The sequence below is a fragment of the Methyloparacoccus sp. NF-16 genome (genome assembly GCF_056880625.1).
Genome location: NZ_CP174130.1, coordinates 561,114 through 577,812 on the forward strand (window position 1 = coordinate 561,114; position 16,699 = coordinate 577,812).

Sequence of the window (16,699 nt, forward strand, 5' to 3'; positions counted from 1 at the left end):
GGACGACATGAGTGCCGAGATGGCGACATCCGAGAGGCCCCTGAGCGAGGCCCAGATTCAGCTCCAGCGGCTGCGCGACCACGTCTCCAGCCAGGTGCTGGGGCAGGAGCGGCTGGTCGAGTGCATGCTGATCGCCTTGCTGGCGGACGGACACATCCTGGTCGAGGGTGCGCCGGGTCTGGCCAAGACCCGCGCCATCCACGTGCTGAGCCGTGGCCTCGAAGGGGATTTTCACCGTGTCCAGTTCACGCCGGACCTCCTGCCGGCCGACCTGACCGGCACGGAAATCTACCGCCCGCAGGATGGCTCCTTCCACTTCCAGACCGGCCCCCTGTTCCATAACCTGGTGCTGGCGGACGAGATCAATCGTTCTCCGGCCAAGGTGCAGTCGGCCCTGCTGGAAGCCATGGCCGAGCGGCAGATCACCGTGGGACGCACCACCTATCCGCTGCCCGAGCTGTTCATGGTCATGGCGACCCAGAACCCGATCGAGCAGGAAGGCACCTACCCCCTGCCGGAGGCGCAGCTGGACCGCTTCATGCTTTATGTCCGCATCGGCTACCCCGAGGCCCGGCACGAGCGCGCCATCCTGCGGCTGGTGCGCGAGGAGGCGAAACGGGGCGCGCGCCAGGCGGTCGGCACCTTCGCGCCGGTGCCGCAGAGCGTGCTGTTTGCCGCCAGACAGGAAGTGCTGGATCTCTACCTGGCCGATTCGCTGGAGGAGTACCTGCTGCAGCTGGTGCTGGCGACGCGCCATCCCGGCGCCTACGACGAAAGCCTGGGCCGCTGGCTTCAGTACGGGGCCAGTCCGCGCGCCACCTTGGCGCTGGATCGCGGCGCCCGCGCCCGCGCCTGGCTGCAGGGGCGGGATTACGTCCTCCCCGAGGATATCCAGTCGATCGCGCCCGATGTGCTGCGTCACCGCCTGATCCTGAGCTACGAAGCGGAGGCCGATGGCGTCGATGCCGACCGGGTGATCCGCGAGTTGCTGCGGCGGGTTGCCGTGCCCTGAGGATTGACCGCTTTCCCCGAACCGTTTGCCGGAGTTCACGTGCAGCCCTACCAAGAAGCCTTCATCCGTTATGCCATCGATTGCCAGGTCCTGCGTTTCGGCGATTTCACGCTGAAGTCCGGGCGGCGCAGCCCCTATTTCTTCAATACCGGTCTGTTCAACACCGGCGCCCGCCTGGATCGTCTGGGCCAGTTCTACGCCGAAGCCCTGCTGCACGCCGGCATCCAGGCGGATGTCCTGTACGGCCCGGCCTACAAGGGCATTCCCCTGGCCTGCGCCACGGCGATGGCGCTGGCGCGTCGCACTGGCCGGGAGATTCCCTTCGCCTTCAACCGCAAGGAGGCCAAGGATCATGGCGAGGGGGGCACCCTTGTCGGTTCGCCGCTGCAGGGACAGGTGCTGATCCTGGACGATGTCATCACCGCCGGTACCTCGGTGCGGGAATCGGTGGACATCATCCGCGCGGCGGGGGCGACGCCCTCCGGGGTGCTGATCGCGCTCGACCGCGAGGAGCGCGGCCAGGGCGCGCAGTCCGCGGTCGAGGAAGTGGCGGCGCTCTATCGCACGCCCGTCTACAGCATCATCCGGCTGGCCGACATCGTCGCCTATCTCGATGTCAGTGGCCGGGAGACCGAACTGGCCGCGATACGCCGCTATCGGGCCGGAGCCGGCCTGTCATGAGCGTGCCGGGACCGTCGCGGCCGGGATGCCTGGCCGCCGCGGTTCTGTCCCTCCTGCCGGCCGCGGCCCCGGCCGAGACCTATCGCTGGACGGACGACAGGGGTGGCGTGAACTATTCCGATCGCGTGCCGCCCGAGCAGGCCAGAAATCGCCGCGCCCGGCTCAATTCGCTGGGCTTCGAGGTGGAGGTGCTGGAGGCGCCGAAGACGCGCGAGCAGCTCCAGCGCGAACAGCTGCTGCAGCAGCTGCGGGCGCAGCAGGAAAAGGTTCTCAGCGAGCAGCGCGAGCAGGACAGGGCGCTGATGCGGACCTATCGCAGCAGCGACGAGATTCTCGCGGCGCTGAAGATCAAGCTGGATGGCCTCGATGGCAGCATCAAGCTGACCGAGGCCAGTCTCCAGCGCGACCAGGCCCACCTGCGGGTCCAGGATCAGCGCGTCCGCGACCTGGGGGCCCGGGGGCAGCCGGTTCCGGAACCCCTGCGCCAGTCCCTGCACGCTCTGGGCCGGCGCCTGGATGCCTACCGCGCGCAGATGCAGCGCCTGGAGAACGAGAAGCTGGCCACCGTCGACCGCTACAATCGCGACCTGCGGCGCTTCCAGGCCATCAGGGCCATGCAGGCGCGCAACGAAAATCCCAATGCTGACTGGACCCATGCCGTGGTCAAGGCCAGCGGCGACAGCAACAGCGACATCCTCATCAGTGCCGTCGAGTGCGCCGACACGCGCCAGTGCGACCGCTACTGGGAACTCGCGCGGGAACTGCTGGGCCGCGAGTATGGCTATCGGGTATCGGTCGATACCGACAAGATCCTGCAGACTCCCTATCCGCGCAACGAAACCGATTTCGGCATCACCATCACCCGCATCCCCGGGAACCCCCACCAGATGGTGTTCATGGATGTCATCTGCCGGCCGACGACGATCGGCGAACAGCTCTGCAAGAGCGACCGGGCGCGGGAACTGCACGAACGCTTCCGGGCATCCATGGCCCTGCCGGCGGCGGGCGCCGCCACCGGCACCGCGCGACCGGGCGTGACGACGCCCTGATCTGCGGGTGGCGGCGGGGGCTCAGACCCAGGCCGACAGCGCGCCGATGCGGGACGGCATCAGCAGGGTGCCGATGCCGCGGTCGGTCAGCAGTTCCAGCAGTACCGCGTGTTCGACGCGGCCGTCGATGATGTGCACGCTCTTGACGCCGCCCTTGAGGGCATCGGTGGCGCAGTTGACCTTGGGGATCATGCCGCCGCTGATGGTGCCGTCGGCGATCAGGTCGTCGACCTCCGGCAGCGACAGCCCGGTCAGCAGTTCGCCCTGCCGGTCCAGGATGCCGGCGGTGTTGGTCAGCAGCATGAGCTTCTCGGCCCGCAATACCTCGGCCATCTTGCCGGCCACCAGGTCGGCGTTGATGTTGTAGGAGAAGCCGTCGTCGCCGACGCCGATGGGCGCGATGACGGGGATGAAGTCGCTCTGGATCAGGGTGTCGACGATGCCGGGATCGATGCTGCGCACCCGGCCGACATGGCCGAGGTCGATGATTTCCGGTTCGTCGGTCTCCGCCGACCGCTGCGTCACGGAAATCTTCTCGGCCCGGACCAGATCGCCATCCTTGCCGGTCAGGCCCACGGCCGAACCACCATGCTGGTTGATGAGGTTGACGATTTCCTTGTTGACCAGGCCGCCCAGCACCATTTCGACCACGTCCATGGTCTCGGCGTCGGTGACCCGCATGCCCTGCACGAACTGGCTGGTCTTGCCGAGCCGCTGCAGCAGGTTGCCGATCTGCGGCCCGCCGCCGTGCACCACCACGGGATTGATGCCGACCAGCTTGAGCAGCACGATGTCGCGGGCGAAGCTGTGCTTGAGGCGGTCGTCGGTCATGGCGTTGCCGCCGTACTTGATGACCAGTGTCTTGCCCTTGAAGCGCCGGATGTAGGGCAGCGCCTCGATGAGGACATGCGCGATGCGGGCGGCGGATTCGGTTTCCAGAGCGGCTTGTTTCTGCACGGATGCTCCTGACGTGGGTGGAAGGGACGCCTAGCGGTGGCCGGTATGGCCGAAGCCGCCCTCGGCGCGATGGCTGGCGGTGAACGCCTCGACCCGCTCGAACTGGACCTGCAACACCGGCACGAACACCATCTGCGCGATGCGGTCGCCGATGCCGATGTCGAAGGCCACCGGGCCGCGATTCCAGCACGACACGAACACCTGCCCCTGATAGTCGGAGTCGATCAGGCCGACCAGGTTGCCGAGCACGATGCCATGCTTGTGGCCGAGGCCGGAACGCGGCAGCAGCACGGCGGCCAGATTGGGGTCGTCGATGTGGATGGCGAGGCCGGTCGGGATCAGCCGTGTCTCGCCCGGCTGCAGGGTCAGCGGTTCGCTGAGGCAGGCGCGCAGATCCAGCCCCGCCGAGCCCTGTGTGGCGTAGTCCGGCAGGGGAATCTTGCGGCCGAGGCGGTCATCGAGGATCTTGAGCTGGATGGTGTGCATGGTAACGGTCGGCGATAAGGTCCAGGAGTTGATGGGCCAGTACGGTCTTGGGCGCGGTCGGCAGGCGGGTTTCGCCATCCGGCCAGCAGACGTACAGGGCGTTGTCGTCCACCTCGAAGCCCAGCCCCGCGCCGACGGCATTGGCGGCCACCATGTCCAGCCGCTTGGCCGCCAGTTTTGCCCGGGCGTAGGTTTCGAGATCGCGGGTCTCGGCGGCGAAGCCCACCGTGAACGGACGCTCCGGCAGGCCGGCCACCGCCGCCAGGATGTCCCGGGTGCGGGTGAGCGTCAGGGTCAGCGTGTCCGCGTCCTTCTTGATCTTGTCCGCGGATGGTGCCGGGGCGTAGTCGGCGACGGCGGCGGTCCCGATGTAGATGTCGCTGGCGGGTGCCAGTCCCAGCACGGCTTCAGCCATCTCGGCGGCAGATTCCACGGCGACGTGGCGCTCGACGTCGGGGCGGGGCAGGGCGGTGGGCCCGCTGACCAGGCTGACCCGCGCGCCCTGTGCCGTCGCGGCGGCGGCGAGCGCGTAACCCATCCTGCCCGAGCTGCGGTTGGTCAGGTAGCGCACCGGATCGATGGCCTCGCGCGTCGGTCCGGCGCTGATGAGGATGCGCACGCCGGCGAGCCGGCCGGAAGGCTCCGCTGTGATCAGAGCCGCGAGGATCGCGGCAGGTTCCAGCATGCGGCCGGGGCCGGTTTCGCCGCAGGCCTGCTCGCCGGTGGCCGGGCCGAGCAGGCGGATGCCGCGCTGGCGCAGGACGGCGGCGTTTTCCCGGGTGGCGGGGTGTTGCCACATGGCCTGGTTCATGGCCGGCGCCAGGATCACCGGCGCCGTGGCGGCGAGACAGAGCGTGGTCAGCAGGTCGTCCGCCAGGCCGGCCCGCAGCCGGGCCATGACGTCGGCCGAGGCGGGGGCCACCACGATGCGGTCGGCCCAGCGTGCCAGGGCGATGTGACCCATGGCCGATTCCGCCGCCGGATCCAGCAGTTCGCTCGATACCGGATGGCCGGAGAGCGCCTGGAAGGTCAGGGGGCCGACGAACTCGGCCGCGGCCGGGGTCATGACCACGCGCACCTCGGCGCCGGCGCCGCGCAGCAGGCGCAGCAGTTCGGCCGCCTTGTAGGCGGCGATGCCGCCGGTGACGCCAAGCAGGATGTTCTGGCCGCTCAGGGGGCTCACGCTAAGGGTCCGGAAGGGATGATGACGGGGGCGGCATTATGGCAAGTTTGCCGCGAGCCTTCTATGCTTCAGGCCGATTGACGGATACCGAACGGCGGAGCAAGCCTATGCCCATCACCGACTGGCCCGATGCGGAACGCCCCCGCGAAAAGCTGCTGGCGCGGGGAGCCGGCAGCCTGTCCGATGCCGAACTGCTGGCGATCTTTCTCCGCACCGGGATTCCGGGCAAGACTGCGGTCGATCTGGCGCGCGACCTGCTGAAGGACTTCGGCTCGCTGCGCGCCCTGCTGGAAAGCGATTTCGCCCGTTTCCGCCAGAGCCCGGGACTTGGCATGGCCAAGTACGCCCAGTTGCAGGCGGTGCTGGAAATGGCCCGCCGCCATCTCAGGGAGAGTTTGCAGCGCGGCAACGCCCTCACCAGCCCGGACCTGACCCGCCAGTATCTTGCCGCCCAGATGCGTGCCTATCCGCACGAGGTGTTCGCCTGCCTGCTGCTCGACAACCAGCACCGGGTCATCGACTTCCGCGAACTGTTCCGCGGTACCATCGACAGCGCCAGCGTCTATCCGCGCGAGGTGGTCAAGACGGCACTGGCCTGCAACGCGGCCGCGGTGATCTTTGCCCACAACCATCCCTCCGGCGTCGCCGAACCCAGCGAGGCCGACCGGCTCATCACCCAGCGGCTCCGGCAGGCACTGGGACTGGTCGATATCCGGGTGCTGGATCACTTCATCGTCGGCGACGGCGAGCACGCCTACTCGTTCGCCGAGCACGGCCTGCTGTGAGTCTCCCGGGAGGCCGGGAGAGAAAGCATCCGCGGCGACGGCCGCGCCGGCGCGCTGCGCCCCCGGATTCCGTCAGGGCAGCGGCGCGAGCCTCAGGGCCCAGTCATAGCCGGGAACATCGGGGTTGTAGAGGAACATGTCGTACATCTCCTGCATGGCACCGCGGACGAAGCGGTTGGTCTTGGCCGGACTGCCGCCGCGCACCGGCGGGTGCGGGTCGTATTGCAGCTCCAGCATCACAGCCTGCGTGTAGTCTCTGCCGCCATGGCCGTCATGGGCATAGAGCTGCTTGACGATGGCGAGCGCCATGTCGATGCCCGCGGTCACGCCGGCGCCGGTGACCAGCTTGCCGTCGAAGACATAGCGCTGGCCCGGGCGCGGGATGGCCCGGAACTTGGTCAGGATTTCCGCAGCGCGATACCAGTTGCTGGTGGCCTGCTTGCCTTTCAGCAGTCCGGCGGCTCCCAGAATCCAGGCACCGGTACAGACGCTGGTCGTGTAGACGGTGGTCCGGTCGATCCGCCGGATCCAGTCCAGCAGGTCTTCGTCGCGGGTCTGCGCGGCCGTTTCCAGGGTTCCGCCCGGCACCACCAGGATATCCAGCTGCGACACCTCGGCGATCGAACGGCTGACGTTGATGCTGAGCCCGTTGCTGGTGACGACCGGCTGGCGCGTGTCCTTGGCGATCAGGAAAGGTTTCAGTCCGGCCGCGCCGAAGACCTGCATGGGACCGAGAAAATCCATGGCGTTCATGCCGTTGTAGACATAGATGCCGACCCCGTGCTGTTTCACGTTCGGCCGGGGTTGGAGCATCATGAGCTCCGCGTGGGTCAGGGCCCGGGCCAGGCCCGGCAGCAGCAATGCGCACAGCGGCAGCCAGAACAAAAGGAGCCAGGACGGTCGGCGGGGAGGCAGGCGTCGTTTCATGCAGGGTGGTTTCCTTGGCTGCGTGATGAGGTGGAGGCAGCCGGTACGGCTGCCGCGGGACCCCAAGCATGAAAGATGCCTGAATCAGCCAGCCAGCGGGCATTGCTCGCCCGGCTCGGCGTCGGGGGCGGCGACCCCGGCGGCCGGCCAGCCTGTGCCGACGCACCGGCGAAGATGGGCGGGGCGGATTGCGCCATATGGCGCAGATGATTGCGTGATATCGCTCAGCTCATGTCCGGCTGGCCGTTCTGCAGGGCCTTGAGCCGATAGAGAAGGTCCAGCGCCTCGCGCGGCGCCATCGTATCCGGATCGATGGTCTCCAGCAGGGCCAGCACCGGGTTTGCCGCTGGCTGTTCGAAGAGATCCAGTTGCCGGGTGCGGGGCGGGTGCTCGGCCTGCGACTGGCGCTCCAGCTGCGCCAGCTTCTCCCGCGCCCGCTGCACGACGACCGGGGGCACCCCGGCCAGGGCGGCGACCTGCAGGCCGTAACTCTGGTTGGCCGGTCCTTCCTTGACGGCGTGCAGGAACACCACGCCGTCCTGGTGCTCGACGGCGTCCAGATGCACGTTGCGCACTTCCGGGTAGTCGTCCGCCAGCGTGATCAGCTCGAAATAGTGGGTGGCGAACAGCGTCAGGGCGCGGATCTGCCGCGCCAGCTGCTCGGCGGTGGCGAAGGCCAGTGACAGGCCGTCGAAGGTGCTGGTGCCGCGGCCGATCTCGTCCATCAGCACCAGGCTGCTGGGTGTGGCATGGTGGAGGATGTGCGCCGTCTCGGTCATTTCCACCATGAAGGTCGAGCGGCCGCTGGCCAGGTCGTCCGCGGCGCCGATGCGGGTGAAGATGCGGTCGACGGGCCCGATTGCGGCATGCTCGGCGGGTACGAAGCTGCCGATATGCGCCAGCAGCACGATGACCGCCGCCTGCCGCATGTAGGTGGACTTGCCGCCCATGTTGGGGCCGGTGATGATCAGCATGCGCCGCTCGGGCGACAGCTCCAGGTCGTTGGGCACGAACGGGGTGTCGAGCACCGCCTCCACCACCGGATGGCGGCCGCCGGTGATCCGGAGGCCGGTCTCGTCGCTCAGCTGCGGCCGCGACAGGCGCAGGCTCTCGGCCCGCTCGGCGAAATTGGCCAGCACATCCAGCTCGGCCAGTGCCTGCGCCGTTGCCTGAAGCTCGGTGATATGCCCGCCGAGCTGGTCCAGCAGGGCCTCGTACAGCGCCTTTTCGCAGGCCAGCGAGCGTTCGCGGGCGCCCAGCACCTTGTCCTCGAATTGCTTCAGTTCCGGCGTGATGTAGCGTTCCACCCCTTTCAGGGTCTGGCGCCGGACGTAGTCCGCTGGCACCCGGTCGGCCTGGGCGCGGGACAACTCCAGGTAGAAGCCCTGCACGCGGTTGTAGCCGACCTTGAGCGTGGCGATGCCGGTACGCTCGCGCTCGCGTTGCTCCAGTTCCAGCAGGAACTGCTCGTGGTTGTGGCTGAGGTGGCGCAACTCGTCCAGTTCGGCATCGTAGCCCGGCGCGATCACGCCACCATCGCGGATCAGCATGGGCGGGTTGTCGATCAGGGCGCGGCCCAGCAGATCGGCCAGCTCCGGTTGCGGCGGCATGGCCATGGCCAGTGTCTGCAGTCGGGGCGCTTCCAGGCTTCCCAGCATGTCATGCAGGGCCGGCAGGCTGGCCAGCGTCAGCCGCAGGGTGGCGAGATCGCGCGGGCGCGCCGATTTCAGGGCGATGCGGGAGACGATGCGCTCGATGTCGCCGATCGCCCGCAGGCTGTCCCTGAGGCGCGGATACTGGAGGGTGTCCAGCAGCAGCGCGACGGCGTCGTGACGTTCGCGCAGCGTCGCCTGATCGCGCAGCGGGCGGTGCAGCCAGCGCCGCAGCAGCCGCCCGCCCATGGCGGTCACCGTGCGGTCCAGCACGCCGAACAGGGTGAGGTCGGTTCGCCCGGAGGGGTGGGTGTCCAGCTCCAGGTTGCGGCGACTGGCAGCGTCGAGGGTGATTACCTCCGTGTGGCGCTCCAGGCGGATGCCCTGGACATGCGGCAGCGCGGCTTGCTGGGTGTCGCGGACATACTGCAACAGCGCGCCCGCCGCGGCGATGGCCGCCGGCAGATCCGCGCAGCCGAACGCCGCCAGATCATGCACGCCGAACTGCCGCAGCAGCAGCTGGCGGGCGCTTTCCGGCTCGAAGTGCCAGGCTGGCCGGCGGGCGAGGCCGCGGCGCTGCGACAGCGCCGCCGGCAGCGGCCAGTCCTCGCTGACCAGCAGCTCGGCCGGATCGAGCCGTTCCAGCTCGCCGAACAGTGCCTCGGCGGTTTCCGGCTGTTGTACCGTGAGGCGGCCGCCGGCAAGATCCAGCGCCGCCAGGCCGAAGACTTTCCCCAGCGGTGCGACGGTGACCAGCAGGTTGTCGCGACGGTCCTCCAGCAGCGCTTCCTCGGTCACGGTGCCGGGTGTCACGATGCGCGTCACGCGGCGCTCGACCGGGCCTTTCGCGGTCGCCGGGTCGCCGATCTGCTCGCAGATGGCGATCGATTCGCCCAGTTTCACCAGCCGGGCCAGATAGCCCTCGGCCGCGTGGTAGGGCACACCGGCCATCGGGATGCGCTGACCGGCCGATTCCCCGCGCGTGGTCAGTGTGATGTCCAGCAGCCGGGCGGCCTTGCGGGCGTCATCGTAGAACAGTTCGTAGAAATCGCCCATGCGGAAGAAGACCAGACGGTCCGGGTGTTCGCTCTTGATGCGCAGGTACTGCTGCATCAGCGGGGTATGCTGGGGCGACGGCTGTGGCTTCTCGGGCATGCGCATGGTGACAGGGCTGGCTGGGGCTTGGCAATGCTGCGGCGGCTGGGTGGGTATTCTATAGGTCCGGCTTACCGGCTTCGATGCGGGCTGCTGGGCCGGGGTGGCCGGATGGCTGGCCGTTGCCGGTTGCATCCGGCGGGAGCGGGAAGGGAGGAACGGGTGGACGATGCGAAAGACTTGTATGACCTCGCCGACCGGGTGGGGGCGGTGCTGGTGCGGGCCGGGCTGATGCTGGCGACGGCCGAATCCTGCACCGGCGGCTGGATCGCCCAGTGCGTGACCGACATCGCCGGCAGCTCGGCCTGGTTCGACCGCGGTTTTGTGACCTACAGCAATGCGGCGAAGACGGCGATGCTGGGCGTCGCGCCGCAGCTGATCGAATCGCAGGGCGCGGTCAGCGAGGCGGTGGTGCGGGCCATGGTGGCCGGCGCCCTGCATCACAGCCGGGCACAGCTTGCGGTGGCGGTGAGCGGTATCGCCGGGCCGGGCGGCGGCACACCGGAGAAGCCCGTGGGAACGGTGTGGCTGGCCTGGCAGCGGGCCGGCGGCGAGCCGCTCGCCCACTGCGCGCGATTCGGCGGCGATCGCCGGGCCGTGCGCCGACAGGCCGTGGCGATGGCCTTGCATGGCGTGCTGGAACATGTCGGGCCGGGCGGCTGAGCCCCTGCGGCTGTTCTTTGCCCTGTGGCCCGATCCGGCGGCGGTGGCTCGCCTCGCGCTGCGCCGCGCGGCCCTGCGGCGCCAGATCGCCGGTCGCTGGCTGCGGGCGGAGGATTGCCATGTGACGCTGGTTTTCCTGGGTCCGGTCGCGGCGGCCGGGTTGCCGGGCTTGCGCAAACTGGCGGGGGCCATCACCGTGCCGGCTTTTGCGCTGGTGCTGGATCGGCTCGAATGCTGGGGGCGCGGCCGGGTCCTGTGCCTGACGCCCACGCACGTGCCGGCAGAGCTGGCGCTGCTGGTCGGGCGGCTCGAGGCGGGGTTGAGCGAGGCCGGTCGCGCACCGGAGGGGCGCTCCTATCGTCCGCACCTGACGCTGGCGCGCGACGTTCGGCCGGCAACCGTCGACGAGCCCCCGGTCGAGCCGATCACGCTGGCCATTCGCGGCTTCCGCCTGGTGCAGTCGGCCCCGCAGCCGGATGGCGCGCGTTACCGCTGCCTCGACAGCTGGCGTCTTGCCGGCGGCGCAGGCGCAGGGATACCCGGTGGCCAAGACCCTGTGACATAATTCTTTTTTCGCCTCCTCATCACCCAGCCCAGAGTCATCTCGATGGACGAGAACAAGCAAAGAGCGCTCAACGCGGCCCTGTCCCAGATCGAAAAGCAGTTCGGCAAGGGTTCGGTCATGCGCATGGGCGATACCCCGGCCAACCGCGACCTCGAGGTGATTCCCACCGGTTCGCTGACGCTGGACATCGCCCTGGGTTGCGGCGGACTGCCGCGCGGGCGCATCGTCGAAATTTACGGCCCCGAGTCCTCGGGCAAGACCACCCTGACCCTGGAGGTCATCGCCCAGGCGCAGAAACTCGGCGGTGTGGCGGCCTTCATCGATGCCGAGCATGCGCTGGATCCGGGCTACGCCGAGAAGATCGGCGTCAACCTGGGTGACCTGCTGGTTTCCCAGCCCGATACCGGTGAGCAGGCGCTGGAGATTGCCGACATGCTGGTGCGCTCCGGCGGCATCGATGTCGTCGTCATCGATTCGGTGGCCGCGCTGACGCCCAAGGCGGAAATCGAGGGCGAGATGGGCGACTCCCACGTGGGCCTGCAGGCGCGCCTGATGTCGCAGGCGCTGCGCAAGCTCACCGCCAACATCAAGCGTTCGAATACCCTGGTGATCTTCATCAACCAGATCCGCATGAAGATCGGCGTCATGTTCGGCAGCCCGGAAACGACCACGGGCGGCAACGCGCTCAAGTTCTATGCCTCGGTGCGGCTGGATATCCGCCGGCTGGCCGCCATCAAGAGCGGTGACGAGGTGGTGGGCAACGAAACCCGCGTGAAGGTGGTCAAGAACAAGGTCGCGCCACCCTTCCGCAACGCCGAATTCGAGATCATCTACGGCGAGGGCGTTTCCCGCGAGGGTGAACTGGTCGATCTGGGGGTCGGCTACGAGTTGGTGCAGAAGTCGGGCTCGTGGTACAGCTATGGCGGCGATCGGATCGGGCAGGGCAAGGACAATGTCCGCGCCTACCTGAAGGAGCGCCCCGATCTTGCCAGCGAACTGGAGGGCAGGATTCGCGAGAAGGCCTTCGGTACCACGGCGGTCCGGCCGGCGGGCCCTGCGGCGGTGGCCGCCGAGCCGGAGGGCGATTTCTGACCGAGGCGGACGAACTCAGGCAGGCGATCGGAAACGCCTGTCTCGGGTATCTGGCCAGTCGCGAGCACAGCGCGCGCGAGCTGATGCAGAAACTGGCTCACAAGGGTTATCCCGCGGCCAGAATCCACGAGGTATTGGCCGATTTTCAGCAACGCGGACTGCAAAGCGATCGCCGCTTTGCCGAAGCCTTCGTCCGCGCGCGTCTGGCCCGTGGCTATGGTCGCCTGCGGATCGAGCAGGAGCTGCGGCAACGCGGCATCGACGCGCGGGCCTTCGTCGAGCCGGTGGCCTGGGCGGAGGCGGGCGAAGGGCTGCTGGAGCGCGTCCATGACCGCCGCTATGGCGATGGCGTGCCACAATCGCCACAGGAGCGGGCCGCGCGCGAGCGCTATCTGCTGCGGCGGGGATTTTCCCGAGACGATATAGGACGCCTCTTTCGGCGGCTGCGCGAAGGCGGCACAGACGATTGACGCCAGCATCAACAAGGACTAACGGCTGAACCATGACCAGCGCGGAACTGCGGAACCTGTTTATACGCTTCTTCGAGGCGCGCGGGCACAAGCCCGTGGCCTCGAGCCCCCTGATACCGGCCAATGACCCGACCCTGCTGTTCACCAACGCGGGCATGGTGCAGTTCAAGGATGTCTTCCTGGGGCGCGAGGAACGGCCCTATGTGCGGGCAGCTTCCTCCCAGCGCTGCGTGCGCGCTGGCGGCAAGCACAACGATCTCGAGAATGTCGGCTACACGGCGCGTCACCACACCTTCTTCGAGATGCTGGGGAATTTCAGCTTCGGCGACTATTTCAAGCGCGAGGCCATCCAGTATGCCTGGGAGTTCCTCACCGACGTGCTCGGGATTCCGCCGCAGCGCCTGTGGGTCACGATCTACGACCAGGATACCGAGGCCGAGCGTATCTGGTTGCAGGAGGTGGGGGTCGATCCCGCGCGCTTCTCGCGCATCGGCACCAGGGACAATTTCTGGAGCATGGGCGATACCGGTCCCTGCGGTCCCTGCACCGAGATCTTCTACGATCATGGCGAGCACATTCCGGGTGGGCCGCCTGGTTCTCCCGACGAAGAGGGCGACCGCTACATCGAGATCTGGAATCTCGTCTTCATGCAGTATGACCGCTCGGCGGACGGAACCCTGACGCCGCTGCCCAAGCCTTCGGTGGACACGGGCATGGGGCTGGAGCGCATCGCCGCCGTCGTCCAGGGCGTGCACAGCAATTACGACACCGATCTCTTCAGGCCGCTGGTGGCGGCTGCCGCGCGCCTGGCCGGGCTCGACGGCACGGATCACAGTTCCCTGAGGGTGCTGGCCGATCACATCCGTTCCTGTTCCTTCCTGATCGCCGACGGTGTGCTGCCGTCCAACGAGGGGCGCGGCTACGTGCTGCGGCGCATCATTCGCCGCGCCATCCGCCATGGCTACAAGCTGGGCATACGGGAAAATTTCTTCCACCGCCTGGTGGCGCCGCTGTGCGAGCTGATGGGGTCGGCCTATCCGGAACTGGCAGCGGCGCGAACGACAGTCGAGCAGGTGTTGCGCAAGGAGGAGGAACGCTTCGCCGAGACCCTGGAGCAGGGCATGCGCATCCTCGACAGCCAGCTCAGGCAGGTGCGGGGGGGCATGATTCCGGGTGACATCGTGTTCCAGCTCTACGACACCTATGGCTTTCCCATGGACCTGACCGCCGACATCGCCCGCGAGCACGGGCTGGTGGCGGACCTCGCCGGTTTCGAGCAGGCCATGGCGGCGCAGCGCGAACGGGCGCGTGCCTCCAGCCATTTCGCCGTGGACTATTCGCACGAGGTGCATGTCGACAAGCCCTGCGAATTCACCGGCTATGAGCATCTGCGCGAGAATACCCGGATCGTCGGCCTGTATCGCGAGGGGCAGGCGGTGGAGCGCCTGTCGGCAGGCGAGAGCGGCACCGTCATCCTGGCGAAAACGCCTTTCTATGGCGAGTCGGGCGGCCAGGCCGGCGACCGGGGCATGATCCGCTCGGCTGCCGCCAGCTTCGAGGTGGCCGACACCCAGAAGCCGGGGGCGGATGTCATCGTGCATGCCGGGCGTGTCATGGCGGGCGCATTCGGTGTCGACGACGAGGTCAGCGCCGAGGTGGATGCCGACAATCGCCTGGCGACGGCGCTCAATCATTCCGCTACGCATCTTCTGCACGCGGCCTTGCGGCGCCTCTTGGGCGAGCATGTCGCACAGAAGGGCTCGCAGGTTTCCGCGCAGCGGCTGCGCTTCGACTTTTCTCACTTCGAGCCGGTTACGCCGGCACAGCTCGAGACCATCGAACGCCTGGTGAACGAGCAGATTCGCCTGAACAGCCCGGTCCGGGCCGATGTCATGGCCAAGGACGAGGCGCTCAAGGTCGGGGCCATGGCCCTGTTCGGCGAGAAATATGGCGATCAGGTGCGCGTGTTGCGCATCGGCGATTTTTCCACCGAGCTGTGCGGTGGCACCCACGCGCAGCGGGCCGGGGATATCGGTTTCTTCAAGATCGTCGGCGAATCGGGCGTGGCGTCCGGGGTGCGTCGCATCGAGGCCGTGACCGGCACCGGAGCCTGGGAATGGGTCAGGTCGGGCGAGCGGCTGATCGTCGCGCTGGGCGAGCGGGTCAAGGCGGGGCGCGAGCAGCTGGAGGAAAAGCTCGGACAGATACTGGAGCGGAATCGTGGCCTGGAGAAGGAGCTGGAACGACTGAAAGGCCGGCTGGCCAGCGCCTCGGGCGATGATCTGGCGACGCAGGCGGTACAGCTGGATGGCCTCAAGGTATTGGCGGCGCGCGTGGACGACATGGATGCCAAGGCGCTGCGCGAGCTGGTGGACCAGCTGCGCAACAAGCTGGGCAGCTCGGCGGTGGTTCTCGGCAGTGTGACCGACGGCAAGGTCAGCCTGATTGCCGGTGTTTCCAAGGACCAGACCGGGCGCATCAAGGCTGGTGAGCTCGTCAATGCGGTCGCGACCCAGGTTGGCGGCAAGGGCGGCGGGCGCCCGGACCTCGCCCAGGCGGGTGGCACCGACCCGGCATGCCTCGATGCCGCCCTTGCGAGTGTCCAGGACTGGGTCAGGCAGGCCCTGGCCTGACGGAACAGACGCGGAAACCATCGGATACCATGGCCTTATACGTACACAAATATGGCGGCACCTCGGTCGGCAGTGCCGAGCGCATACAGCATGTGGCCGACAATGTCATCCGGGCGCGGCAGCGTGGCGAGGATATCGTCGTCGTCGTTTCGGCGATGAGCGGCGAGACCAACCGTCTGGTTACCCTGGCCAGGGAGATACAGCCCGCTCCCGATCCGCGCGAGATGGATGTCCTGCTGGCCACCGGCGAGCAGGTCACCATCGCGCTGCTGGCGATGGCGCTGCAGCAGCGGGGGTGTCAGGCCACGTCCTACACGGGCGGGCAGGTTGCGATCGTGACCGACAAGGTGCACACCAAGGCCCGGATTCTCGACATCGACACACAGCGCATACGGGCCGACCTCGCGGTTGGCAGGGTGGTCGTGGTGGCGGGTTTTCAGGGGGTGAGCGAGTCGGGCGATATCACCACGCTGGGGCGGGGCGGTTCCGATACCACGGCGGTGGCGCTGGCGGCGGCGTTGCGGGCGGACGAATGCCTGATCTATACCGATGTCGACGGCGTGTACACTACCGATCCGCGTGTCGAGCCCAAGGCCCGCCGGCTCGAGAGGATCACCTTCGAGGAGATGCTGGAAATGGCCAGTCTCGGCTCCAAGGTGTTGCAGATCCGCTCGGTGGAGTTTGCCGGCAAATACAATGTGCCCCTGCGCGTGCTTTCCAGTTTCCAGGAAGGCGCCGGCACCTTGATCAGCTATGAGGATGACAGCATGGAAAAGCCCCTGATTTCCGGGATAGCCTTCAATCGCGACGAGGCCAAGCTGACGATGCTCGGGGTGCCGGATCGGCCGGGGATCGCCTCGCGCATCCTGGGGCCGGTCGCCGCGGCCAATATCGAGGTGGACATGATCGTGCAGAATGTGTCCGAGGATGGCACCACGAACTTCACCTTCACCGTCAACCGCGGCGACTATGCCCGCGCCCTGTCGATCCTCGGGACGATCAGCGCCGAGCTGGGCGCCCGCGAGGTGCTGGGTGATGATTCCATCGTCAAGGTTTCGATCGTCGGTGTCGGCATGCGCTCGCATGCCGGTATCGCAGCCAAGATGTTCGATACCCTGGCCACCGAGGGCATTAATATCCAGATGATCTCGACATCGGAGATCAAGATTTCCGTGGTGCTGAACGAAAAATACCTGGAGCTGGCGGTGCGCTCGCTGCATGAAGCCTTCGAACTGGACAAGGCGGCTGTGTCGGGCTGAGAAAATAATCATTTTCGGCCAGCCGAAAAGTGCTATAATGTCGCTCTCGTTCGGTGCCTGACACGTCGATCGCAGAATTCCCGTAGCCGGGCGTGGCATCGACAGGCAGACGCTCGAAGCTCAAAGGGAC

Annotated in this window: 15 protein-coding genes; 10 read left to right on the top strand and 5 right to left on the bottom strand. The window is 67.5% G+C overall.

Features of this window, described 5'->3' with window-relative positions; translation table 11 throughout:
- The first annotated feature begins 7 nt into the window (after positions 1-7).
- Genes ACH5N8_RS02640 through ACH5N8_RS02650 form a run of 3 tightly spaced genes read left to right on the top strand, consistent with a single transcriptional unit; the run spans position 8 to position 2,742 of the window.
- Complete coding sequence (locus ACH5N8_RS02640; RefSeq protein WP_483282397.1) at positions 8-1,012, top strand: AAA family ATPase; 1,005 nt, start codon at positions 8-10, stop codon at positions 1,010-1,012.
- A gap of 39 nt (positions 1,013-1,051) precedes the next feature.
- The gene (gene pyrE, locus ACH5N8_RS02645; RefSeq protein ID WP_460026630.1) at positions 1,052-1,693 is read left to right on the top strand and encodes an orotate phosphoribosyltransferase; all 642 of its coding nucleotides are present in this window, start codon (positions 1,052-1,054) and stop codon (positions 1,691-1,693) included.
- The gene (locus ACH5N8_RS02650) at positions 1,690-2,742 is read left to right on the top strand and encodes a DUF4124 domain-containing protein (protein ID WP_483282398.1); all 1,053 of its coding nucleotides are present in this window, start codon (positions 1,690-1,692) and stop codon (positions 2,740-2,742) included. Before pyrE ends, ACH5N8_RS02650 begins: the two co-directional genes overlap by 4 nt.
- A 21-nt stretch (positions 2,743-2,763) precedes the next feature.
- Here the strand turns inward: ACH5N8_RS02650 and argB are convergent, their stop codons facing one another.
- The 3 genes from argB to coaBC are packed head-to-tail and all read right to left on the bottom strand — an operon-like array spanning position 2,764 to position 5,368.
- Positions 2,764-3,699, bottom strand: a complete 936-nt coding sequence (gene argB, locus ACH5N8_RS02655) for an acetylglutamate kinase (RefSeq protein WP_483282399.1) — start codon at positions 3,697-3,699, stop codon at positions 2,764-2,766.
- Between the two features lie 30 nt (positions 3,700-3,729).
- Positions 3,730-4,185, bottom strand: a complete 456-nt coding sequence (gene dut, locus ACH5N8_RS02660) for a dUTP diphosphatase (RefSeq protein ID WP_460026633.1) — start codon at positions 4,183-4,185, stop codon at positions 3,730-3,732.
- Positions 4,154-5,368: a bifunctional phosphopantothenoylcysteine decarboxylase/phosphopantothenate--cysteine ligase CoaBC gene (coaBC, locus tag ACH5N8_RS02665; protein ID WP_483282400.1), complete on the bottom strand. Its 1,215-nt coding sequence runs from the start codon at positions 5,366-5,368 to the stop codon at positions 4,154-4,156. The genes dut and coaBC overlap by 32 nt, the downstream gene beginning before the upstream one ends.
- Positions 5,369-5,475: 107 nt before the next feature.
- On the opposite strand from coaBC, the gene radC reads away from it, so the two are divergent.
- Positions 5,476-6,153: a RadC family protein gene (gene radC, locus ACH5N8_RS02670; protein WP_460026635.1), complete on the top strand. Its 678-nt coding sequence runs from the start codon at positions 5,476-5,478 to the stop codon at positions 6,151-6,153.
- A 72-nt stretch (positions 6,154-6,225) separates the two neighbouring features.
- Here radC and ACH5N8_RS02675 read toward each other — a convergent pair whose 3' ends face one another.
- Positions 6,226-7,080, bottom strand: coding sequence for a DJ-1/PfpI family protein (locus tag ACH5N8_RS02675; RefSeq protein ID WP_483282401.1), 855 nt, complete (start codon positions 7,078-7,080; stop codon positions 6,226-6,228).
- Positions 7,081-7,304: 224 nt separating this feature from the next.
- Positions 7,305-9,887 (bottom strand): DNA mismatch repair protein MutS, encoded by a 2,583-nt coding sequence (mutS, locus tag ACH5N8_RS02680; RefSeq protein ID WP_483282402.1) that lies wholly within the window; start codon positions 9,885-9,887, stop codon positions 7,305-7,307.
- Between the two features lie 162 nt (positions 9,888-10,049).
- On the opposite strand from mutS, the gene pncC reads away from it, so the two are divergent.
- From pncC to ACH5N8_RS02710, 6 genes are read left to right on the top strand one after another with little or no spacing between them, the layout of a single operon-like run.
- Positions 10,050-10,550, top strand: coding sequence for a nicotinamide-nucleotide amidase (pncC, locus tag ACH5N8_RS02685; RefSeq protein WP_483282403.1), 501 nt, complete (start codon positions 10,050-10,052; stop codon positions 10,548-10,550).
- The gene (gene thpR, locus ACH5N8_RS02690) at positions 10,516-11,115 is read left to right on the top strand and encodes an RNA 2',3'-cyclic phosphodiesterase (RefSeq protein WP_483282404.1); all 600 of its coding nucleotides are present in this window, start codon (positions 10,516-10,518) and stop codon (positions 11,113-11,115) included. Before pncC ends, thpR begins: the two co-directional genes overlap by 35 nt.
- A gap of 42 nt (positions 11,116-11,157) precedes the next feature.
- Complete coding sequence (gene recA, locus ACH5N8_RS02695; protein ID WP_483282405.1) at positions 11,158-12,207, top strand: recombinase RecA; 1,050 nt, start codon at positions 11,158-11,160, stop codon at positions 12,205-12,207.
- 26 nt (positions 12,208-12,233) lie between these two features.
- A complete protein-coding gene (locus tag ACH5N8_RS02700) occupies positions 12,234-12,677 on the top strand; it encodes a regulatory protein RecX (RefSeq protein WP_483283164.1) in 444 nt (147 codons plus the stop codon).
- A gap of 32 nt (positions 12,678-12,709) precedes the next feature.
- Positions 12,710-15,310 (top strand): alanine--tRNA ligase, encoded by a 2,601-nt coding sequence (gene alaS / locus ACH5N8_RS02705; RefSeq protein ID WP_483282406.1) that lies wholly within the window; start codon positions 12,710-12,712, stop codon positions 15,308-15,310.
- Positions 15,311-15,339: 29 nt separating this feature from the next.
- On the top strand, positions 15,340-16,569 hold the full coding sequence (locus tag ACH5N8_RS02710; RefSeq protein WP_483282407.1) for an aspartate kinase: 1,230 nt from the start codon (positions 15,340-15,342) through the stop codon (positions 16,567-16,569).
- Positions 16,570-16,699: the final 130 nt, after the last annotated feature.